The organism is Rhodanobacter sp. sgz306013 (genome assembly GCF_057031145.1).
The window spans coordinates 171189-192817 of record NZ_JBXCIJ010000003.1 but is presented as its reverse complement, the minus strand read 5'-3'; the positions used below and the strand labels follow the sequence as shown (position 1 = coordinate 192817).

Below are 21629 nucleotides of genomic sequence, written 5' to 3'. Positions count from 1 at the left end.
CCCGCCAAGGCGGTGCGCGGCGCCGACGGCGGGTGGTCTGGCAGGCGCGGCCCCGCGGAGTCCAGGAAACCACCGGTGCGAATGGCGACCGCGCCGAGACAGCGCACCGCTGCCGTGCAACCTGCAGCCCGCGTCCAGCACACGCGGCTGGCAGTACGCCGTGCATCCGAAATGCCGGCCCAGCCGTAGAGACGGTGTCCTGGTCAGGCGGCGCAGAGCCCCCACCCCCTCCCGCGCCGGCTGCGCCGCCTGGCCAGGACATGTTGCCGACGACACGGCCACAGCCGCGTTGTCGGCACGCTTGCTTTTTCGCCTTGCAGACAACGAGGAATTGCCGTGCGACACAGCGGAACCATGGTCGACTTCAAACGCCTGGACGGCCAGGAGCTTCAGGGCTATCTGGCCAGCCCCTCCCAACCGCAAGGCGCGCCCGCCATCGTCGTCATCCAGGAGTGGTGGGGCTTGAACGACCAGATCCGCGGCGTGGCCGACCGGCTCGCCCGCTGCGGCTACCTCGCCCTGGTGCCCGACCTCTACCGCGGCAAGAGCACCGTGGAAGAGGAGGAGGCGCACCACCTGATGGAAGGCCTGAACTTCGGCGACGCGGTTTCAGAAGACATCGCCGGCGCGGTGGCCTATCTCAGGCAGCGCTCGGCTCGGGTCGCCATCACCGGCTTCTGCATGGGCGGCGCGCTCACCTTGCTGGCCCTCGGCCAGAACCCTGACCTCGCCGCGGGTGTGGTGTGGTACGGCGTGCCCCCGCTGGACTACATCGACGCCAGCACGATCAAGGTACCGCTGCAGGGGCACTGGGCTACCCAGGATGCATTCTTTCCAATCGCCACCGTGGATGCGCTGGAGGCCAAGCTCAAGGAGGCCGGTGCGCATGCCGACTTCCATCGCTACCTCGCCCACCACGGCTTTGCCAACGAGACCGCCACAGGCCCCGGGCGCATCCCGGGCACCCAGTACGACGCGGTGTGGTCGGAGCAGGCATGGGACCGCACCCTCACATTCCTTGGTCGCCTGCTTTGGTCCTGAGCCCGGGGTGAGGCCATCCACTGATCGGTTGGATGGCGCAAGGCAAGGGCGGTGCCGGCGACAGCTCCAGCGACGTGGCAGTGGTTACGGGCTGTCGCCGGCATCTTTTTACGGACAGGGCCGGCGATACGTGCCCAAAGCCGCGGCGTCCACGCCGCAAGCACGCATGGCCGTGCAGCGGGAAACACCCCTGGCACCTCGTCCGACGACACCTATTCCCTTACCAGGCCTGACCGGATGGACCGCCTTCCTGCGCATTAGATAAGTGTCGGGGACGGTTCCCACACCACGCAGGTTCGCCCATGGCCAGGCCCGATCATGCCTACATCCGTGCCCAAGCCTTGAAATTCGTATCCGCCGAAAGAGGCTCGTGCGACGATGTCAGCAAGAAGCTGTGCATCGCCGCGCTGTTCTGGAGCAACGCGCCGCGGGATTGTTACCCAGTCCATGCACTGATCCGCTGCGACTATGCCCAGAACCACATCGCGATGGCCGCGCTCTGGACCGGCGACGCTGACGACAACCGGCTCATCGTCGATCCGAGCATCGCGCAGTTCGGCGGCGACCCGCGCGTGTTCATCGGCACCGCCGCGGAATGGCTGGCCGAACTCGGCCGGCTGCACAACGGCGCGCCGGCCGAGCTCGACCCCGGCGGCCACAATTTCAACAAAGCCTGGATGGCGGAAGCCAAGACGGCGGCGGTCCACCAGGAACAACGCCGTTCATCCCACGTAAGCCAGGACAGCCATATCGCTGACACGGTCAAAAAGACCAAGCCATGCTGCGGCTGCGTGGTGATGTGAACACCGAGCCAGCCTAAGTTCGCCCCGGCTCCGCCGGATGCGGGCGTCACCAAGAGGGCCAACGCGCATGAGCATCGAAGTGATGATGGGCGAATATCAGATCGTGCCCAGGAGCACCAGCGAGCGTTACATATGGACACGGGGCGTCGGCGACTGCCTCGCCATCGCTGCCCAGAATGACGACGCAACCCTCTTTGCCCATCTGACGGGGAAACAGTACTACCCCGAAAGCATGGGCGGCGGCAGCGACGAAGCCACCGTCAAGAAGGTGAGGAAGTTCCTCGACAGTTGCCAACAAGCCCATATTCTCGTCGCGACCAATTTTCGCCACTCCGGGGACATCAAGCTCTTCATGTCGCCGGCCATCAGGCTCGGCTACGGCATCGATCGGCTTCGCTACGGCGGTAAGGACGAACCGGGCCCGGTCACGCTCGATATCGCCAACTTCCAAATGTACTTTTCGGATCCCGAAGCGATAAACGACCAGCGCAACGCACTGAATGACAACTTCGGCTGGACCACTTCCAAGGCAAAGAAAGGCGCGAAAGCCCGCTGTGAATGCTTAATCCTGTAAGGGCCGAAACCGACGAAGCGTGCATCACTCGTGGAGCCGGTGGGCCTTGGAACACCGAACCGGCCTCTCTCCTTCAACGGCCAGGATCTGCCCTGACATCCTTTCTCAAGCAGTAGCCCATGCATGGCCATGCTGTCCAAAAGTCTCCTGGCACTTTTCCCTTCGGCCGACCCTACCGCTCCGGCCAATGCCACGCAGGCTGATCGAGCATGCCCTGCCCGCCCACCACGGTCTGGCTCAAGGCCTTCTCCAGGCGCACGGTGTGGCAATGCGGCTGGTCTTCCAGCGCCGCGATCAGACGCGGCGCGTGCGACACCACCCACACCTGCGTGCGCATGGCCGCGTCGGCGATCAGCCGCGCCAGCGGCAGCAGCAGGTCCGGATGCAGGCTGGTCTCCGGCTCGTTGAGCACCATCAGCGGCGGCGGCCTCGGCGTGTGCAGGGCGGCGATCCACAACAGGTAGCGCAGCGTGCCGTCGGAGAGCTCCGCGGCCGACAGCGGGCGCAACAGGCCGTGCTGCGAAAAGTGCAGCACGAAGCGCCCGTCCGTGTGGCGCACCGTGACCTCCGCGCCCGGGAATGCGTCTGCCACGGCGGCGTCGAGCGCGCGCGCGTCGCCGATTTCAAGGATCGTCTGCCATGCGGCGCCGACGTCGCGGCCGTCATGGCTCAGCACCGGCGTGCGCGTGGCGAGCTGCGGCAGGCGCGCGGGCGAATCCGCATCTGAACGGAAATGGTCGTAGAAGCGCCAGCCGCGGATCGTCTCGCGCAGGCTCAGCACCTCGGGCGCGCCCTGCGGATCGGCGATCTGGCCGAACACGCTCTCGAACGGGTCGAGGTACTGATGCACCACCCGCCAACCGCGCCCGTCGCGCACGCGCGCCACGGTGCCGTTGCGATCCACCAGGGTATTGGCACCACGCAGGAACGGGCCGCTCCAGATCGCCTCGCGCTTGATCTGCGGATCCAGCGCGAACGCACTGGACGAAGGCTCCGGATAGCCGAGATCCACCGCATAGCCGAATTCCTCGCTCGCGAAGCCGAGGCAAAGCCGCACGGACGCTTGCCGCGGCCCGCCCTGCACTGGCACCTCGCCCCGGCGCATCGCGCGGCTGATCGTTTCCGGCCCCGCCCACAGCGCCGAGCCCAGGCCACCCTCGCGCGCGAGCGCCGGCACGATACCCGCCTGCGCCGATTCGGCCAGCAGGCGCAGCGCGCGATACAGGTTCGACTTGCCGCTGCCGTTCGCGCCGACAACCAGGTTGAGACGCCCCAACGGCACGATCAGCTCGCGCAGCGAGCGGTAGTTCGCCACGGCAAGCGTGGTCAGCATGGGGCGACTCCTTCGCTCTGGCCAGCGGCCACTTTAGAACGGCGCCGGGACCGCGACCAGGACAGGATCGGGCACCGCCATCGCGGACATCCACGCGAACCCGTCCCTATCCCAGGTGCAAGCAGGCCACGAAGCGAACCGGGCCATGGTTTGGCGGGGCTGGACTGGACGATCGCGCTTCGGTGAGCATAAGGAACCGATGCCCGCCCCTCTCACGCCGCCCGAAGAACTGCTGCAACTGCTGCCCGACGCGGTAGTGCAAACGGACGCGCGGTGGATCATCACCTATTTGAATCCCGCCTGGCACAAGCTCACGGGCCATCCGGTGGAGGGGATGCTCGGCCAGTCCCTGCTCGACTTCGTGCACCCCGACGACACCGGAGCCTTGCGCGCGGGCATGCCGGTGTTCCGCTTGCGCTTCGCCGACTCGGACCATCGCTGGATGCGCCTGCAGCTGCATCCGAAGACCGACACCGCGGATCGCGTGATCAGTCGCCAGGGTGTCCTGATCGAAATCACCGAAATCACCGAGCAGGTCTTGATGCAAGACCGCCAGCGCTTCCTGCGGCTGCTGGAAACCATCGACGGCGTGGTGTGGGAAGCGGAGCTCGGCGTGGGCAATACCTTCCTCAGCCCGCAGGTGGAGCGCCTGTTCGGCTACTCGGTGGAAGAGTGGCGGGCCGACCCCGGTTTCTGGCGGGCGCACGTGCACCCCGACGACTTGGCGGAAGCCCTGGTCATCGACGATGCCGCCTACTACGCCACGCACAGTTATGCGTACGAGATGAGTTACCGCCTGATCGCCAAATCCGGCAAGGTCGTATGGGTGCGCGACCTGTGCCGCGTGGACGTCGAGCCGGGCCGTCCGAATCGTATGATCGGCCTGATGATCGACGTGACCGAGCAGAAAGGCACCGAACTCGAACTGGTGCAGTCCGACAACCGCTATGCGCTCGCCACCCGCGGCTCCAATGACGGCATCTGGGACTGGAACCTGCAGACGGGTGTGCTGCATGTGTCGCAGCGCTTCAACGAGATCGTCGGGCTGGGCGACACCGGCCACCTGCATGAAAACGGCTGGCAGTTCCTGCAGCAGCTCATCGACCCCGACGACCTTGAACGCGTGGAGACGGCCTACCGCAGGCACCTGTCGGGCCACCGCCCGAACTTCTCGGTGGATTTCCGCGCCCGCCATGGCTCGGGGCGGCTGGTGTGGCTCAATTGGCGCGGGATCGCCCAATTCGAAAACGGTACCGCCGTGCGCATGGCCGGCTCGCTTAGCGATCTGGCGGAACGCGGCAGCTCCTACGACGCCTTGACCAACCTGCCCGGCCGGCCGCTGTTCCGCGACCGCCTCGAACACGCCATCGCGCTGCACCAGGACGGCACTTCGAAAGGCGGTGACGCGCCATCGCAAGCGGACACCACCACGTTCGCCGTGCTGCTGCTGGACCTCGACCGGTTCAAGGCCGTCAACGACAGCCTTGGACACCATGCGGGTGACCAGCTGTTGCAGCAGGTGGCGCGCCGGCTTGAATCCTGCGTGCGGCCCATCGACCTGGTCGCCCGCATGAGCGGCGACGAGTTCAACGTGCTGCTGGAGTCCATCGATCCCGCGGGCGCCGCCGACCGCGCCCGGCAGATGGCGACCGCCCTCGCAGCCCCCTACCGGATCGGCCCGTACACGGTGACCTGCGGCGCCAGCATCGGCGTGGTCAACAGCCAGGCCGGCTTCGCCACCACCGACGACTACCTGCGCGCCGCGGATGCCGCGATGTACCAGGCCAAGAGCCAGGCGTTGGGCGTGTGTGTTTTTTCGGGGCATGGGGACACGACCTGACGGAGTCAGGTTCGCTTCCTGCAGAGGCGTGTGTGAACCCGCGCCCGCTCCGGCATGGGGCGAATCCGGCGGCCAGCTTGCAGCCAGTGGCGACGCGGCCTAGAGTAAGGCATCCTTACCTGCGGCCCCGCCCCATGCTCGCCAAGCTCACCAGCAAGAACCAGTTGACGCTGCCCAAGGCCGCGGTCGAGGCCGCCGGCAACGCCGAGTATTTCGAGGTGGAAGCGCGCGCCGGGCAACTGGTGCTGACGCCCGTGCGCATCCAGCGCGCCGACGCCGTGCGCGCCAAGCTCGCCGCACTGGAACTGGGCGAGGAAGATCTCGCCGCAGCGGTCGCCTGGGCGCGCCAGGCCCGCCCGGCGCGCCGCGCCGCCCATGTCGCCGAACCGCCTGGCCGCTACGACGCGAAGCCGAGGCGCACGGGCAAACCCGCGCCGCGGCGCAAGCCGTGAGTCCGCCTGCGTGCGGGACACCGCGCTGGGTACTCGACACCAACGTCGTGCTGTCGGCGCTGATCCGCCCCGGCGGCGTCAGCGGCCGCCTGCGCCTCGCCTGGCAGGGAGCGCTATGCGTGCCGCTGGCCAGCCGTACCACCGTTGCCGAGCTGATCCGTGTGCTCGCCTATCCCGAGTTCAAGTTGACTCCCGACGAACAGCACGACCTCCTCGCCGACTACCTGCCGTGGGCGGAGACCTGCCGCATCCCCGACCCGCCGCCCCGCACGCCGTCGTGCCGCGACCCGCACGACCTGCCGTTCCTGCAACTGGCATTCGCCGCGAAAGCCGATGCGCTGGTCACCGGCGACGCCGACCTGCACGTGCTCGCACCGATGCGCGGCCTCGCCATCCTCACGCCGGCGCAGGCGGTCGAGCGGTTGTCGTCGTAAGCGTCCGGTCAAGCGGGGGGCAGGTTCACTTCGTGATAATCCAGCCCTACGCGCGTAGAGCTGGCGTCATGGCCTCTTTGTGGCAATGACTCTGGAACCCGTGTGGGGGCCCTTCTTCAGCAGTTCGAGCAAGTCACGGGTATCGGGCGTGATCCTGGTCTTTTGCTCCGACAGGACCAGAGCGGCCCAGTCGCGCCGTATGCCCTTGGCGGTAAGCCGGGACACGTGCAGACGGCCGCGCATGCGGGCCGGCACCGCCCAGGTGGGAACGATGCCGACGCCCAGGCCGGCACGCACGAATTCCAGGATTGGGTCGGTCCATTGGACCTGTTCCAGCGACGCGGCCACGCGACCGGTGCGCGCCAGGAAATCTGCCGCACGGCCGGGGCGCTGACCGGGCGATTTGTGCAGGTAGACAACCTCGCCCGCCAAGTCCTCCGGCTCGACGGCGGCGCGGGTGGCAAGGCGGTGCCCGCTGGGCACGATCGCCGCCAGTTCGTCGGTGAAAAGCGGCGTGAGCCGAAAGCGCCCGGCCTCAGACACGGAGTGCGTGACCCCCACGTCGATGCGCCCCTGCATCAAGGCCAGCTCCACGTCGTGGGTCGCTTCGCCGACGAACCGCAGCCGGGTACGCGGATGCTTGCGGCCAAACGCGGCCATGATCCCCGGCAGCCAGTGCAGCGCGGTGTAGCACTGCACACCAAGGCGCAGCACACGCTCGTCGCGCGCCATCGCCTTCAGCTTCGCCTCCAGGCTGCGGGTCTTGTCGAGAACCTCCCGCGCTGCCTCCAGCGCGAGTTCGCCGGCGGCCGTGGGCACCATCCTGCGGCCCACCCGCGAGAACAGCGCTACGCCCAGGTCTTTTTCCAGCGAAGTCAGCCGCTGGCTGAGCGCCGGCTGCGACAGATGGAGTTCCTCCTTCGCCGCAGTCAGTCCGCCGTGGCGGGCGATCGCGCTGACGAGCCGCAGGTGCTTCAGTTCCATCGTGGCATCAGTATTCGGAAATTGGATCAAAAGTATCACGACATTCCATTTGTTCGATGAGAATGCGGCCGCTAGAGTGCCCCGGCCATCCCCATGAAGGACTCATTCATGAAGCCAAGCATGATTGCCGTCGCCGCCCTCTGCGGGCTGTGCATGCAGACGTCCCGCACCGTAGCGGCGCACGATGCCGTCGCCGCGCACGACGCTGCTGCCACCCGCGCCATCGAGCACAGCGCGCTGGAGTTCGAGGAAGCCTGGTACACGGGCGATGCGCAACGCATGGCCGCGGTGCTGCACCCGAGCTTCACGATGCGCCACGTGGGCACCGACGCATCCACCGGGCGCAGCACCCTGGATCAGGATGTGGACGCGAAGGAGCTGGTCGAACTCACCCGGCAAGGCCACGGGGAAGTACCCGCCACCATGCAGCGGCACGACGTCACCGTACTGGACGTCTACGCCAACGCCTCCACCGCCAAGATCGCCACGTGGTACGGCGTCGACTACCTGCAACTGGCCCGATGGAACGGTCGCTGGCTGATCATGGACGTCATGTGGGGCAAGACGCCGGGCGTGCTCAGGCCGCCGCACCCGCTGCACCAAAGCTAGTCCGGGACCGTGCTGAAGGCGCACCGCCGGCGCAGCTCTTCTCTATGCCTTGGAGAACGGCGACGGCACAACACATCCTGCTCGCCAGCAAAGGAAACTCATGTCCAACGCAGTCGAACCGCAGTTCCTCAACTCCGGCAAGGTCCTGAAAGGAGACTTCCCGTTCTCGGAAGCCGTCAAGGTCGGCAACGTGCTCTACCTGTCGGGCCAGATCGGCATCGTGCCGGAAACGCAGCAGATCGCGAGCGGCGGCATCGGATCCGAATCGCACCAGATCATGAAGAACATCAAGGCTGTCCTCGAAGCGCACGGCTATGCGATGGACAACCTGATCAAATGCACGGTGTTCCTCACGGACATGGCCGAATGGCCAACCTTCAATGAGATCTACAAGAGCTATCTCACGGAAGGCAGGCTTCCGGCACGAAGCGCCCTGGGCGTGAACGAACTGGCATTGGGTGCACGTGCCGAGGTCGAGTGCATCGCATCCAGATAATGGGCTCTTCACCAGGTGGTCCGGCACTCCCTGTTCGAAGGCCTGGGCGGCGTATTGATCGTAGGCGGTGACGAAGAACAGCTGCGTCCGGCCGCCGATGAAGCTGGCCGCCTCGATGCCGGACAACCCGGCATATGCACGTCCAGGAAACACACGTTGGGCACTCGCGTTTCGAACAGTTTGACTGCCTCGCCGGCTACGCGTATCAGCAGCGGAAGCCGACCGGCGCAACAACGAAGACATCGTGTGGAAGCGCGTGCGATAGCTCACACCGGGCAGACGCCACCGCCCCAAGAGGTGCCTCCGTCATCACGCTGCACAAAGACGGCAAGGTGACTGCCGCCCTTTTTCCGGCGGCACAGCGTGCCCGCGGCCGTCACGGCTGCATCAGCTGTTCCAGGCGCTCGCGCATACGCTTGCCGAGGCAGTCCGCGTCGGCGCCGCAGGCGTCGCGGGCGGCGATCCAGTCGCGTTGCGCCTGCCGGATCGTCCCGGCCCCGTCGCCCGCCCGCTGCAGCGCGAAGCGGTAGGCGGCGGCCACGCTGCGATCGTAGCCGGCCAGCGTGGCCGAGGCGCAGATCGCCTGCTCCGTGGCGCCACGCGCCTTCGCGCAGGCAAACGACGCCCGCACCGCATCGTGCGGGCCGTGCCGACGCAGCATCAGCACGTCGCCGTTGTTGTCGTAGTTGGTCAGCAGGCGATCAGCGGACAAGGCCACGAACCAGGCGCCGTTCCAGGGCGAGTCGCCCGGCGTACAGGCCACCTGCAGCGGCGCAACCGGCGCGTCGGCAAGCTTCAAGTCAAAATCCGCCAGGGTGGGCCGGGTTGGCGTGTCGAACGCCGCGGGCCGCGGGTAACGCGCGCCGATGAAGCGCTGCAGCGTGCCGCCCGGCAGCGCTGCCATCGCCGGTTGCAGGCAGGGCCGGGAACCGTCGTCGAGGCGGATGCCGTCGCGGCCGATATCCAGCAGGCGCCCGAGCAGCCGTGGATCGTCCGGAAAATACAGCCAGTGCGGCTGGTCGCGATGATCCACCGCCACCTGGATCACTTCCCAGCGGCCTTGCAGTGAGGAGGGCGAGCTGGCGAGCGCCGTACTGGCGACGGCGCAGCCCAGTGGCATGAGGAGCCAGCGCAGCGGCGACAAGGGAGGGAGGCGGGGCATGCGGGCTCCGGTCGAACGGGGTCAGGTTCACTTTCATGCAACTCGCCGCACCCTGCACCTGCGGCAGGTCGCGGCGATCCGCATCCTCTCAAACAACGACGCAGGCCGGGCGTTGACGGTTTCCGGGCCATGGTCGAGGCCACGACCCGACGTTTCGCCGGCATCTGCCCGGCGTATGGGCTACCGCGCTTCCAATAAACCGTGCAAGCGAACCTGGCTTTCTTTCGTGCTTTTCACGCTATGACACCCATGTGCCATATCCCCAGATCTCCGTGCCGTCCTGCAACAGGAACTCCTCCGAGCCAAAAATCGGGGTATCGATGTGCCGGACGATGATGACGGGTTCTGGCAGATTGAGATGATGCGTGAACACCTCCGCATGCCCCTGCTCCAGCAACCAGCCGATGAGATAAGTCGTATCCAACGGAAGTTGACCGCGTACCTCTTGACACCCCCTGCTGTCCCGCTCGGTTGAAAGCAACTTCAACAAGTCCCGTGCCCTCCCCGATGCGAGAAAATCCATGCGGGAAATCTTGCCTTCCAAGGCTTTTTCGTCCCGGGTAGCGAGCCGGTCCAACTCGTCTGCGGGTATCACGATGGTGGCCAGCCCACCTTTCGATTCCAGGGCGACGCATGCTGGGGGAAGTTTGTCGAGCAGCGGCACCTGATGCGTGGTTACACGTGTCCCATCAGGTTTCACCTCGGTGCGATCCTGAGCCTGCAGTACACCGGCCCAGACAAACACGCCCATCAACCATAGCCAGCGGCGCATATTTACTCCCGAAGAAGGGGACGTGGCCAATTAAGAACGCACCTACCGGTAGCGGGCGTGCCCGCCGACAGATCGGGCCGTTCCCTTATAGCAACGCATGGCTGATTTCGCACCGGCGATTGCCATGCCCCGACGGCCGCGTCTCGAATTGCCAGGTGTCCCGCTGCACGTCACGCAACGCGGCATCAACAAAGGCGCGATCTTCCTCGATGCGGACGACCGCTACCACTTCAGGCGCCTGCTTCGCACGGCCTTCCGCGATCACGGCATTGCCTTGCATGCGTTCGTCCTGATGGACAACCACTTCCACCTGCTGGTGACGCCCGATGCGGTCGGTGCGCTGTCACGTGCGAAGGGCTGGGTCGGCCAGTCCTACGTGCAGGTGTTCAATCTACGGCACAGGCGCTGCGGCGCGTTGTGGCAGGGGCGCTTCAAGTCCTGCCTGGTCCAGAGTGAACGCTACGTTCTGACCGTCATTCGCTATATCGAACTCAACCCGGTGCGCGCCGCCATGTCGAGGCACCGCAGGACTATCGATGGTCCAGCGTGCACACGCACCTGGCCTGCGCACGCGACCCGCTCGTCACACCCCACCCGCTCTACCTCGCAACGGGAAGCGATCCAGGCGAACGCGCCCATGCCTACCGATAACGGCTGGACGCAGGCATCCCGCCCGACGACCTGCAGCGCCTGTGCAAGTACGCCAACCAGGAACGCGCCCTTGGCGATGAACGCTTCCAGCACCTAGTGGAAACCACGCTCGGTCGCCCTGCCGCCTGCCGGCCGGGGGCATCACTTGCCGGACGGACGCGGCCAGCGCCACACCGGATCGCTCAGCATTTCGGCAAAGTAACTCGCCACCGCCTCCACCTTCGCCGGCCGGTGACGCGTGGTTGGGGAAACGAAGTACAGGCCACCGCCGGACTGCTCCCAGTCGGGGAGCAACGGCAGCAGGCGGCCATCCTGCAGGTACTCGGCGGCCATGAACTCGGGCAACGCGGCAACGGCCTCACCGGCCAGCAACACCGGCAGCAGCGCCTCCGAATTGGTCACCCGCAGGCGGCCCCTGGGATGCACCACTTCTTCCTGCCTGCGAGCGTTGCGGAAGCGCCACGCGTCGCTTCCCGCACGGAACGCGTAGGCGAGGCAATGGGTGGGGTTCAGGTCGCGCGGGTGCCTGGGCGCGCCGTACCGCTGCACATAGGCCGGCGTTGCAACGGTGAACCGCGACACCTTGCACAGGCGCCGCGCGGCCAGCGACGAATCGGGCAGCGACGCGATGCGCAGCGCCGCGTCGAAGCCGTCGCCGATGATGTCGACCACGGCGTCGGACAAATGTAGGTCGATGGACAAGTCCGGATAGCGCTCAAGCAATCCCGGCAGCAGCGGCGCAACCCAATGCACGCCGAACGTCATCGGCACGGCAAGACGAACCGTCCCGCGCGGAGCTGCGGATTGGTCCCGCGCCAACGCCTCGGCCTCCTCGGCATCACGGTAGAGCTGCGTCGCCCGCTCCAGCAGGCTGGTACCGAAGGCGGTGAGCGCGAGCTGGCGGGAGGTCCGATTGAACACGCGCGCGCCCAGGCGCTTTTCGAGCCGGGCGATGCCACGCGACAGCGTCGGCACCGAAAGATCCAGCTCGCGCGCCGCGGCCCGGAAGGAGCGGCATTCGGCGACCTTGGCGAACAGGGCAAGCCCTTCGAAGTCCGGCAGTTTTGACATGTCATTTTTGCAACGATGGATTTCATTTGATTCTATTTCTTTGCCAATACTCCGTCGATAACCTTTCGCCGTCATCCACTCGCCCATGAGGTTCTACCCATGTCACGCAAGCTCGAAAACAAGATCGCGCTGGTCACCGGCGGCAGCACCGGCATCGGCCTGGAAACCGCCCGCCAGTTCGCCCTGGAAGGCGCCACCGTCTACATCACTGGCCGCCGCAAGGCCGAACTCGAAGCCGCGGCAGCCTCCATCGGTCCGCAGGCCATCGGGGTCCAGGTGGATTCGGCCAAGCTGGGCGACCTGCAGCACCTCGCCGAGCGCATCAGGAGCGAACAGGGACGGTTGGACGTGCTGTTCGTCAACGCCGGTGGCGGCTCCATGGTGCCGCTGGGAGACATCACCGAGGAGCACTTCGACGACACCTTCAACCGCAACGTCAAGGGCACCCTGTTCACCGTGCAGACCCTGCTGCCCATCCTCGGCGAAGGGGCCTCCGTCATCCTGACCGGTTCCACCGCCGCAACCACCGGCACGCCCGCTTTCAGTGTCTATGGCGCCTCGAAGGCCGCCGTGCGGGCGTTCGTCCGCAACTGGATTCTCGACGTCGACAAGAGCCGCAGGATCCGCTTCAACACTCTCAGCCCCGGCCCCACGCGCACTCCGGGCCTGGTAGACCTCGCCGGACCGGATGCGGCCCAACAGCAGGGCCTGCTCGACTTCCTCGCCGCGCAGGTGCCGCTGGGCCGCGTCGGTGAGCCGGTCGAGATCGCACGCGCGGCCGTGTTCCTCGCCTCCGACGACGCCAGCTTCGTCAACGGCACCGAGCTTTTCGTCGACGGTGGCCAGGCGCAGGTATAACGGTCCGGCGCGCTGCGGGTCGCCGCGGTCGTGGCGACCGAACCAAACGGGGTCAGGTTCACTTCCGAGCATGAGATAAGTGAACCTGATCCCGTTAGCGAGATAGCCGGCAATGACTGGGCTACCTTTTGGCCATCCGCGTAGATCAAGTGAACCCGACCCAGCTTTCGTCGAAGCTGATGCAGAAACTCGGGCGCGGCTACGTGGGCCAGTTCAACGCAAGGCACCGGCGCGCCGGCACGTTGTGGGAAGGGCGCTACAAAGCCTGCCTGGTCGACACCGAAGCCTACGTCATGCGCTGCTGCGGCTACATCGATCTCAACCCAGTGCGTGCGCGCATGACGGATGACGCAACCCGCTATCCGTGGTCCAGCGCACCCAACCATGGCGGCCTGCGTCAGCTTGCCTGGCTCACGCCCCACCCCGCCTACACCGCGCTCGCACCCACGCCCGAAAGCCGTGCCGAAGCCTATCGGCAGTTCCTGCGCGAAACGCTATCCGACGACGACCTGGCGGCGATCCGCATCCATCTCAAACAACAACGCGCGCTCGGCCACGACGATTTCCGCGCCATGGTCGAAGCCAAGACCCAACGGTTCGCCGGCATCCGGCCAGCGCATCGGCCGCCGCGCTCCGACAAGCCTCATGAAGTGAACCCGACCCCGTTTTTTTCCGGGACGGGTCGTCACATGCGCGTTGTATGCTCTGCGACGTCGATGCCGCCGGTCCCCATCGCGCTGGAATCGCCGGACAGTCGCACCGCCTCCTCCGACCCGCCGCGTCGATGCCGATCCGAAGCCGCCTCCAGCCAAGCCGTGCCGCCTGTGCGCTCGCCACGCTGCTTGCGCTGGCACCCTGGCATGCCAGCGCCGCGGACACCGACACCGCTACCCTGAAACCCGCCGTGGGCCTGCTCGCCAGCCTGTACGACAACCTGCGCGGTGGGCAGCGACGGGGTACCACCAGCCTGTGGAACCTCTACGGTTCGCTGCGCTATCACGGTGCGGCGGGCAGCCAGGGGCCGGGCTTCAGCGCATTTGCCCAGGTGCTGAACAGCGGCGGCGGCTTTCCCGGCGACTACACCGGCGACGCCCAGGGCGCCAGCAACATCGCGGCGCCGCACCTTACCCGTCTCTACGAAGCCTGGATGCAGTACAACGGCCGGCGCTCGCACTGGTCGGTGCTACTTGGCCGCTACGATCTCAACAGCGAATTCGACCGCCTGCAGACCGCCGCGTTGTTCCTGGACAGCTCGTTCGGCGTGGAGCCGGCGTTCTCGCAAAGCGGCGGCCAGGGGCCGTCGATCTTCCCCCGTCCCCGTTTCGCCCTGCGCGTCGCGCTGAAGCCTTCGCGGAACGTGGTGTGGCGCACCGCGGTCCTGCAAGGCGGCGTGCCGGACGATCCCGGCCTGCCGCCCGGCGAGCAGCACAGCCGTGCTGGCGACGCCTTGCTGGTCAGCGAACTCGCGCTGCTGCGTCGCGCGCCCGCCGCAGGCGCGGACCACGAGGACTGGGACGGCGGCATGATCGGGCGCCTGGCGCGGCAACCGCCGTACACCGGCAAGCTGGCGCTCGGCCTGTGGCATTACGCCCGCCGCGAGGCCTGCCTTGCGCCCGATGCGACGGCGCACGCCTGCGCCGCCAGCGGCGCCTACCTGCTGCTCGACGATCCGGCGCTGGTGCGCATCGGCAGTGCCGGCCGGCGGCTGGCGGGCTTCGCCCAGCTCAGCGTCGCGAGCCCCGGCGCAGACCGCTTCCGCCGCTACATAGGCGTGGGCATGTCGCTGTCGCCGCTGTTCGACGCCAGTGCCAGCGACGCGCTGGGCCTGGCCATCGCCACCGTCAGCAACGGCCGCCCCTACCTGCGCGCGCAGCAGGCCCAGGGCCTGCCGGTCGCGGCCTCTGAACGCATCTACGAATTGACCTACCAGCGTACGGTCGGCGCGCACCTGACCCTGCAGCCCGACCTGCAGTACGTGGTGCATCCGGATACCCGCCCTGACGTGGCCAATGCACTGGCCTTCCAGTTCGAAGTGCAGCTGACGTACTGACGGGCCGTGGCGCTCGCAGAGAGGACGGAGGCAGTCAGAAATCATGGCGACTTCCGGCATCTGCCCAACACCCGCCACTGGCTGGCAAGCCGGCGGGAATGCTGCCGGCACCTTTCCCGGGCGCGGAAACCTCGGGGAACGTTGGCGCTACGCGCACGCGCCACACACGGGTACGGGCGCCGCGGGGCGCCCGTGCCGCGATCACGCGGAGGGCTCACGCCACCTTGGGGAAATCCAGCGTGGTGTCGTTGATGCGGTTGACCATGTTGGTGAACAGGATCGCGCTGACCACCAGCGGGATCTCCACCAGCTGGCGGTCGCTGAAGCCGGCAGCCCTGAGCGCGTCGACCGCGGCGGCGTCCAGCGTGCCGCGCTGCTGCACCAGGTGCAGTGCGAACTTCACCAGCGCGTCGATGCGCGCATCCTCGACGTACGCGCCGGTGCGCAGTGCGCGCGTCTGCTCCGCCGTGTAGCCGGCGAGCTTGCCGGTCAGGGTATGCGCGGCCACGCAATAGCCACAGCCGGTTGCTTCGCTCACGGCGAGGTTGATCGCTTCCTGCTCGCGCCTGGACAGCGAACTCTTCGCCAGCGTGGCGCCAGTGCCGAGCACGTGCGCGAGCACGGACGGCGCATTGCTGCCGATGGTGGCGTAGAGGTTCGGCAGCTTGCCGATGTTGCGCTTGACGGTGTCGAACAGCTCGGCGGTCTCCTGGTCGACCTGGTCGTGGGCGAGGGTGCGCAGGCGGGTCATGACGGTGGCTCCTGTGAAAGAAAGGGCCGGCGTTGCCGTGGGCAGCGGCCGGTGGTGACAATGCTGCGCGTCGCGCCCCTGCCCTCGTGTTCCGCGCGTCTCGACTTTGGTTTCGTTCGTCTCGAGGTGACCCATGGACAGTCTGAGTGCGCTGGTGGCCTCGATGGGCCTGCGCGGGCGGCTGGACCTGCTGTGCCGCTTCGCGGGCACCTGGTCGGTGCCGCAACCGCAGGCGCCGCCGGGCCACGTGCCGTATCACGTGGTGCTCGCCGGCGCGGGCCTGCTGGAAGTGGGTCGCGCGCGGCGCCCGTTCGTGGCGGGCGACCTGGTGCTGTTTCCCCGCGGCGGCGCGCACACCATGCGCCATGCCGACGGCGCCACCCTGACGTTTGCCGAGGCGCGGCGCCCGCTGGGCCGGGTGATCGAAGTGGCGAGCGAAGCGCCGCACAGCGATTTCGACGTGCTCTGCGGCACCTTCGAGCTGGGGCAGCACCACGCACTGCTGCTGCAGGCGCTGCCCGACGTGGTGCACCTGCACACGCAGGGCCGCGACGACTACGCCGGCCTGCAGGCGCTGATGCGCAGCATGCGCCACGAGAGCCTGCAGGCCTCGCCCGGCGGCGACGCGGTGATCGCGCACCTGTCCGCCGCGCTGTTCACCCTGGTGGTGCGCACCTTGATGGACGAAGGCGGCCTGCAACAGGGCCTGCTCGCCCTGCTGACGGATGCGCGCGTGGCGCCCGCGCTGGCCGCGGTGATCGCCGCGCCGGCCGAGCCGTGGACGCTGGAGCGGCTGGCCGGGGTCAGCCGCATGTCGCGCGCCAGCTTCGCGCGGCACTTTGCCGGGCTGTCGCCGGCAACGCCGATGGACGTGGTCACCGCCCTGCGCATGGACCTGGCCGCGCGCCTGCTGCGCGAGACGCCGCGTTCGATCGAGGCTGTCGGCGAGGCCTGCGGCTACACCGCGCGCGCGGCGTTCGGGCAGGCATTCAAGCGCGTGCACGGCACCAGCCCCGCGGCGTTCCGCCGGCAGGCGGGCGAGGCGGCGACCGTGCCCAAGGCGTAGCCGGTAGAACGGGGACAGCTTCAATTGCCGCGGGCAACCAGGTGAATCCGACCTCGTTTGTGAACGCGCCATGCCTACCGACAATGGCTGGACGCAGGCATCGCGCCCAACGACCTACAGCGCCTGCGCAAGTACGCCAACCAGGAACGCGCCCTTGGCGATGAGCGCTTCCAGCACATGGTGGAAACCACGCTCGGACGCCCTGCTGCCTGCCGCTCCCGCGGGCGGCCCGGGCAAGCCAGCCTTCGCGAGCCGATTTAATTAGCCACGTCCCCCTTTATTCCAGGCGCACCATTCCGGAGGCCCGGTATCCCCGTTCAAGACGATTCCAGAAGTGATGGACTCGGGCTATGACGCCGATGCCGTGCCGCCCGAGTCGCCGGACAAGCCGTAGCTAGAAAAGGGGACGTGGCTGATTAAGCCGGCGGCGACCACACCTGCCAGACGACGACCGAATTTAATTAGCCGCGACCCCTTTAATTGTGACCACGCCTGCCAGACGACGAGTGAATTTAATTTGCCACGCCCCTTTATTCCGTTTGTTTCCCGTTCCTTGTAACGGAGTCAACATAATCAGCAAAGGCCACATGCCCTCTGAGCCTATCGCCATCTTGTTCCAACACCTTACCCATACTAATAATATGTCGATAAGCACGAATCTTATTGCGGTAGCCCTTGGTCAACCTAGGCCTTTCTGAATTCACCAAAAGGCCATGAACCTTGCGTCTGCTCGGCGCTCGCGAAAACGTCTCTTTTCGCAACGACAAACGCCAACCATCATTCTCAACTATTGCCTTAGCTGCAACATCAAAGCCGACGGGAAAACTGCCCTTACCAGAAAACACCAAGTCATCAGCATATCGGGTGTAGATAACGCCATGGCTAAAGGACAAATCACGGAAATATTGGTCCATTTTAGAAAATACAAGATTGGATAGGACTGGGCTCGCAGGTGATCCCTGCGGTAGAACCCCGCCCTTCGTACAAAGATCAGCAAGCAACCTTGCGCCGTGCTCTCCGTAGCCAATTTCAATCAAGCTAGTAACGACGCGCTCGAAAGTGATTGATCCAAAAAAATCCTGAATATCAATCGAGTAAACCCACTCGGCACCACAGTGCCTTGCGGCAGCTTCCACATGCGATCGAGTCTTAATAAATCCATATACGCAGTCGTCGAACTGAATCGCCCGCGCAACGTGTTGAGAAAACCAAGCTTGAATAAGCTTGAGGGCGACACGGGGAGCGTCGATACGCCTAACTTTCGCACCCTTCCGAATTTCAAAAGTACGGTAATAGCGCTCTTTTCTAAGCCGCATGCTCCCAATGAATTTGGGACTTAGACCAAGAAGCACAGCCAAAACACCGATTGATGCTATTGGCGGCAATTTCGCCTCAATTAGCCGATCAATTTGTTTACCGTAATTTGTTCGAACCCCTATGGAGAGAGCAGACTTCAGCTGCTCTCCAGATTCGAAGGAGAAAAGAAGTGGCGGCGGGTTCACTGGCATAGCAAAGCAAAAGCTTTCATAAAGCGCACCGAATTAAGGACGGTTGCTTCGAAGGAGCAACCGGCGTTAATTCGGTGCCCCTTCTATGCGCCACCTTCGCTCGTGAGCGTGATACACGCTCTCGCGAATCCCGCCGCCACGCATCTTTTACCACTTCCTTCGCCATAGAGCAAGAACCCTTTTAATGTCCAAACTTTCTCTGGTTGTTCTTCCAGGACTAGCAGCAATCCCCGCTTCCGTTAGTACGTAAAGCGCATCCGATCGCCTAATTAAAACCCCATTTTTCCTCATCGTATCAAGCAAATTAGCTAGAGCCTTATACTGCTCATCACTTTTTACGCTTGTCGCATTCGCAATCTCAGAGATCGATGACGGAGAGGACACACGGAGCACATTCAGAACATCTTTTGTTGTAACGAGACCTTGACCAACCGGCCACACTAATCGATCTAAGTGCAACGAAAATTGCTGCAGGAACGAGCGAATAGCATTTTCCAACCCTTCTGGCACAGATCCCGTAGTTTGGCAAATTTCGACTACGGTATTGGCTCGATATATAGATGGCACGAGGCACTTTATTCCAGCGAAATGAACATCCAAAAAAAGACCAAGAGATGCCTCGATTTCTGAGCGGGCTTCGGAGTTGAATGCTATCGACACTTCAGCAGCAAGCTCCTCTTTAATTTTCTTTTCGAAATTGCCCACCTTAGCACGCGTCGCGAAGATTGAATTTTCTTTAATTATCTCTTTGTCAGAATAGAGGACCAAGTACCTGTTGTTGACAGGATCTTCCACGAACGATAGGAACGGCGAACCGACTTTCGAGTTTATATACTCTATAATTTTTGAGGCGCTCATATCATTTAACCTGATCCCATGCGGCTTCGATAACGCGCGCATATTGCGCAGCCTGCGCATACCAGCGAGATGCCTGACTAACAGGCTCACCACCTAAGGAATACGAGTTCCTCGCACGCGACACCGCGAGATCCGGATGATAATCGGCCAGCACGCGAATAGCGTTTCCCGTTTTGAGTAGGCCCGAAAGAATTAAAGTAGCCTGCTTACTCTCGCTACATAACTTGCTGTGCTCAGCATGAGTAAGTGCGTGCCTTTTCTTCTGTTGATCCGCTCTCTTCTTGATAAGTTTATACACGGCGTCGTGCACACAATCAGGCATATTCTTGTGGGGCATCCGGTCCCAACCCTGGTCAAAAATTCTCAATAAATCCCTCACCCTAAGATACATTGCATAATAATAACGATTGAAGGCGCTTCGGCCGAACTGATCGAAGTCTTCATCGGTCGGACTGGAAATTGCAGTCTCTTGAAGTTTTTGGCCGACCCTTTGCATTTGCGGAATCTCGATAAATCCCAGCTAGAGGCATTGAGACTGTGCGCCACGCATAAGCTTTTCAAAGCCTGTTTACATCGATATCAGATTTCGTAGGGAAGCTGGTATTGATGCCCTCTAAAGGCTTGTAAGTCGCCCCTCAAACCATCGGCAACTTCAACCCCTGCTCCCGCGCACATTCGACTGCAACGTCATACCCCGCATCCGCATGCCGCATCACCCCGGTCCCCGGATCATTCCAAAGCACCCGCGCGATCCGCTTGTCCGCCTCGGCCGAGCCATCGCACACAATCACCACCCCCGAGTGCTGCGAATACCCCATCCCCACCCCACCGCCATGATGCAGCGACACCCAGGTCGCCCCACCGGCCACGTTCAACATCGCATTGAGCAGCGGCCAGTCCGACACGGCATCCGACCCATCCTTCATCGCCTCGGTCTCCCGGTTCGGCGACGCCACCGACCCCGAATCCAGGTGATCGCGCCCGATCACCACCGGCGCCTTCAGCTCGCCGTTGCGCACCATCTCGTTGAAGGCGAGGCCCAGCTTGTGGCGCTGCCCCAGCCCCACCCAGCAGATGCGCGCGGGCAGGCCCTGGAAATTGATGCGGCTCTTGGCCATGTCCAGCCAGTTGTGCAGGTGGGCGTCGTCGGGGATCAGCTCCTTCACCTTCTGGTCGGTCTTGTAGATGTCCTCCGGATCGCCGCTGAGCGCCACCCAGCGGAACGGGCCCACGCCGCGGCAGAACAGCGGACGCACGTAGGCGGGCACGAAGCCGGGGAAGGCGAAGGCGTTGGCGCAGCCTTCGTCCTTCGCCATCTGGCGGATGTTGTTGCCATAGTCGAAGGTGGGGATGCCCCGCGCGTGGAAAGCGAGCATGGCTTCCACGTGCTTCTTCATGGACTGCTTGGCGGCCTTGGCGGTGCCGGCCGGATCGCCCTTGCGGCGCTCGAACCACTGCTCCACCGTCCAGCCGCTGGGCAGGTAGCCGTTGACCGGGTCGTGCGCGCTGGTCTGGTCGGTGACGGCGTCGGGCTTCACGCCGCGGCGCACGAGTTCGGGCAGCACGTCGGCGGCGTTGCCGAGCAGCGCGATGGATTTCGCCTCGCCGGCTTCCGTGTACTTCGCGATGCGCGCCAGCGCGTCGTCGAGGTCGCTGGCCTGCTCGTCCACGTAGCGGGTCTTGAGGCGGAAGTCGATGCGGCTCTGCTGGCACTCGATGTTGAGGCTGCACGCGCCGGCCAGGCTGGCGGCCAGCGGCTGCGCGCCGCCCATGCCGCCCAGGCCCGCAGTGAGGATCCATCGCCCTTTCAAACTTCCGCCGTAGCTCTGCCGGCCCATCTCCACGAAGGTTTCGTAGGTGCCCTGCACGATGCCCTGCGAGCCGATGTAGATCCACGAGCCGGCCGTCATCTGGCCGTACATCATCAAGCCCTTCTTATCGAGCTCGTTGAAGTGCTCCCAGGTGGCCCAGTGCGGCACCAGGTTGGAGTTGGCGATCAGCACGCGCGGCGCGTCCCTGTGGGTGGGGAACACGCCCACCGGCTTGCCGGACTGCACCAGCAGGGTTTCGTCGTCGTTGAGTTCGCGCAGGCTGCGCAGGATCGCGTCGAAGCATTCCCAGTTGCGCGCGGCGCGGCCGATGCCGCCGTACACCACCAGCTCGGCCGGGTTCTCCGCCACCTCGGGGTCGAGGTTGTTCTGCAGCATGCGGAACGGCGCCTCGGTGAGCCAGCTCTTGCAGCTCAGCTCGGTGCCGCGCGGCGCGCGGATGGTGCGGGTGGTGTCGATGCGGGTGGGAGCGTTCATGGCGATCTCG

Annotated in this window: 23 protein-coding genes; 13 read left to right on the top strand and 10 right to left on the bottom strand. The window is 65.0% G+C overall.

The features are described from left to right. The first annotated feature begins 336 nt into the window (after positions 1–336). The 3 genes from AC2EWF_RS10395 (at position 337) to AC2EWF_RS10385 (ending at position 2418) form a co-directional block, all read left to right on the top strand. A complete protein-coding gene (locus AC2EWF_RS10395) occupies positions 337–1041 on the top strand; it encodes a dienelactone hydrolase family protein (protein ID WP_483639304.1) in 705 nt (234 codons plus the stop codon). Between the two features lie 302 nt (positions 1042–1343). Then, positions 1344–1844, top strand: a complete 501-nt coding sequence (locus AC2EWF_RS10390; protein ID WP_483639303.1) for a hypothetical protein — start codon at positions 1344–1346, stop codon at positions 1842–1844. Positions 1845–1911: 67 nt separating this feature from the next. Next, positions 1912–2418 (top strand): hypothetical protein, encoded by a 507-nt coding sequence (locus AC2EWF_RS10385; protein ID WP_483639302.1) that lies wholly within the window; start codon positions 1912–1914, stop codon positions 2416–2418. A gap of 172 nt (positions 2419–2590) precedes the next feature. Here AC2EWF_RS10385 and AC2EWF_RS10380 read toward each other — a convergent pair whose 3' ends face one another. Then, entirely contained in the window at positions 2591–3751 is a 1161-nt protein-coding gene (locus AC2EWF_RS10380; protein ID WP_483639301.1) for an AAA family ATPase, read from the bottom strand. Between the two features lie 199 nt (positions 3752–3950). Here AC2EWF_RS10380 and AC2EWF_RS10375 point away from each other — a divergent pair, with 199 nt between their 5' ends. The 3 genes from AC2EWF_RS10375 to AC2EWF_RS10365 all read left to right on the top strand — a co-directional run bounded on the left by AC2EWF_RS10375 (position 3951) and on the right by AC2EWF_RS10365 (position 6477). After that, positions 3951–5591 (top strand): PAS domain-containing protein, encoded by a 1641-nt coding sequence (locus AC2EWF_RS10375; RefSeq protein WP_483639300.1) that lies wholly within the window; start codon positions 3951–3953, stop codon positions 5589–5591. A gap of 134 nt (positions 5592–5725) precedes the next feature. Further along, positions 5726–6043 (top strand): hypothetical protein, encoded by a 318-nt coding sequence (locus tag AC2EWF_RS10370; protein ID WP_483639299.1) that lies wholly within the window; start codon positions 5726–5728, stop codon positions 6041–6043. Next, positions 6040–6477 carry a putative toxin-antitoxin system toxin component, PIN family gene (locus AC2EWF_RS10365; protein WP_483639298.1) on the top strand — a complete coding sequence of 146 codons (438 nt, stop codon included), beginning with the start codon at positions 6040–6042 and terminating at the stop codon, positions 6475–6477. The genes AC2EWF_RS10370 and AC2EWF_RS10365 overlap by 4 nt, the downstream gene beginning before the upstream one ends. 66 nt (positions 6478–6543) lie before the next feature. On the opposite strand, the gene AC2EWF_RS10360 is transcribed toward AC2EWF_RS10365, so the two are convergent. Further along, complete coding sequence (locus AC2EWF_RS10360) at positions 6544–7461, bottom strand: LysR family transcriptional regulator (protein WP_483639297.1); 918 nt, start codon at positions 7459–7461, stop codon at positions 6544–6546. A 108-nt stretch (positions 7462–7569) separates the two neighbouring features. On the opposite strand from AC2EWF_RS10360, the gene AC2EWF_RS10355 reads away from it, so the two are divergent. Together AC2EWF_RS10355 and AC2EWF_RS10350 are read left to right on the top strand one after the other, a co-directional pair. After that, a complete protein-coding gene (locus AC2EWF_RS10355) occupies positions 7570–8070 on the top strand; it encodes a nuclear transport factor 2 family protein (RefSeq protein ID WP_483639296.1) in 501 nt (166 codons plus the stop codon). A 100-nt stretch (positions 8071–8170) separates the two neighbouring features. Continuing rightward, complete coding sequence (locus AC2EWF_RS10350; RefSeq protein WP_483639295.1) at positions 8171–8566, top strand: Rid family detoxifying hydrolase; 396 nt, start codon at positions 8171–8173, stop codon at positions 8564–8566. A 376-nt stretch (positions 8567–8942) separates the two neighbouring features. On the opposite strand, the gene AC2EWF_RS10345 is transcribed toward AC2EWF_RS10350, so the two are convergent. Beyond that, on the bottom strand, positions 8943–9728 hold the full coding sequence (locus tag AC2EWF_RS10345; protein WP_483639294.1) for a lysozyme inhibitor LprI family protein: 786 nt from the start codon (positions 9726–9728) through the stop codon (positions 8943–8945). A gap of 238 nt (positions 9729–9966) precedes the next feature. Beyond that, positions 9967–10500, bottom strand: coding sequence for a hypothetical protein (locus AC2EWF_RS10340; protein ID WP_483639293.1), 534 nt, complete (start codon positions 10498–10500; stop codon positions 9967–9969). Between the two features lie 97 nt (positions 10501–10597). On the opposite strand from AC2EWF_RS10340, the gene AC2EWF_RS10335 reads away from it, so the two are divergent. After that, on the top strand, positions 10598–11248 hold the full coding sequence (locus tag AC2EWF_RS10335) for a transposase (protein WP_483639292.1): 651 nt from the start codon (positions 10598–10600) through the stop codon (positions 11246–11248). Between the two features lie 44 nt (positions 11249–11292). On the opposite strand, the gene AC2EWF_RS10330 is transcribed toward AC2EWF_RS10335, so the two are convergent. Then, positions 11293–12309 carry a LysR family transcriptional regulator gene (locus AC2EWF_RS10330; protein WP_483639291.1) on the bottom strand — a complete coding sequence of 339 codons (1017 nt, stop codon included), beginning with the start codon at positions 12307–12309 and terminating at the stop codon, positions 11293–11295. A gap of 12 nt (positions 12310–12321) precedes the next feature. Here AC2EWF_RS10330 and AC2EWF_RS10325 point away from each other — a divergent pair, with 12 nt between their 5' ends. The 3 genes from AC2EWF_RS10325 (at position 12322) to AC2EWF_RS10315 (ending at position 15130) form a co-directional block, all read left to right on the top strand. Beyond that, positions 12322–13080 (top strand): SDR family oxidoreductase, encoded by a 759-nt coding sequence (locus tag AC2EWF_RS10325; protein WP_483639290.1) that lies wholly within the window; start codon positions 12322–12324, stop codon positions 13078–13080. Positions 13081–13229: 149 nt separating this feature from the next. Then, on the top strand, positions 13230–13976 hold the full coding sequence (locus AC2EWF_RS10320; RefSeq protein WP_483639289.1) for a hypothetical protein: 747 nt from the start codon (positions 13230–13232) through the stop codon (positions 13974–13976). Positions 13977–13984: 8 nt separating this feature from the next. Next, positions 13985–15130, top strand: a complete 1146-nt coding sequence (locus AC2EWF_RS10315) for a carbohydrate porin (protein ID WP_483639288.1) — start codon at positions 13985–13987, stop codon at positions 15128–15130. Between the two features lie 214 nt (positions 15131–15344). Here AC2EWF_RS10315 and AC2EWF_RS10310 read toward each other — a convergent pair whose 3' ends face one another. After that, complete coding sequence (locus AC2EWF_RS10310) at positions 15345–15881, bottom strand: carboxymuconolactone decarboxylase family protein (protein WP_483639287.1); 537 nt, start codon at positions 15879–15881, stop codon at positions 15345–15347. Between the two features lie 133 nt (positions 15882–16014). Between AC2EWF_RS10310 and AC2EWF_RS10305 the strand changes: the two genes are divergently transcribed. Further along, positions 16015–16947 (top strand): AraC family transcriptional regulator, encoded by a 933-nt coding sequence (locus AC2EWF_RS10305; RefSeq protein WP_483639286.1) that lies wholly within the window; start codon positions 16015–16017, stop codon positions 16945–16947. A 530-nt stretch (positions 16948–17477) separates the two neighbouring features. Here the strand turns inward: AC2EWF_RS10305 and AC2EWF_RS10300 are convergent. The 4 genes from AC2EWF_RS10300 to hutU all read right to left on the bottom strand — a co-directional run bounded on the left by AC2EWF_RS10300 (position 17478) and on the right by hutU (position 21619). Next, positions 17478–18455, bottom strand: coding sequence for a reverse transcriptase family protein (locus AC2EWF_RS10300; RefSeq protein WP_483639285.1), 978 nt, complete (start codon positions 18453–18455; stop codon positions 17478–17480). Positions 18456–18602: 147 nt separating this feature from the next. Further along, the gene (locus tag AC2EWF_RS10295) at positions 18603–19313 is read right to left on the bottom strand and encodes a hypothetical protein (RefSeq protein ID WP_483639284.1); all 711 of its coding nucleotides are present in this window, start codon (positions 19311–19313) and stop codon (positions 18603–18605) included. Between the two features lies 1 nt (position 19314). Then, entirely contained in the window at positions 19315–19809 is a 495-nt protein-coding gene (locus AC2EWF_RS10290; protein ID WP_483639283.1) for a hypothetical protein, read from the bottom strand. 139 nt (positions 19810–19948) lie between these two features. Further along, positions 19949–21619: a urocanate hydratase gene (gene hutU, locus AC2EWF_RS10285; protein ID WP_483639282.1), complete on the bottom strand. Its 1671-nt coding sequence runs from the start codon at positions 21617–21619 to the stop codon at positions 19949–19951. Positions 21620–21629 lie beyond the last annotated feature (10 nt).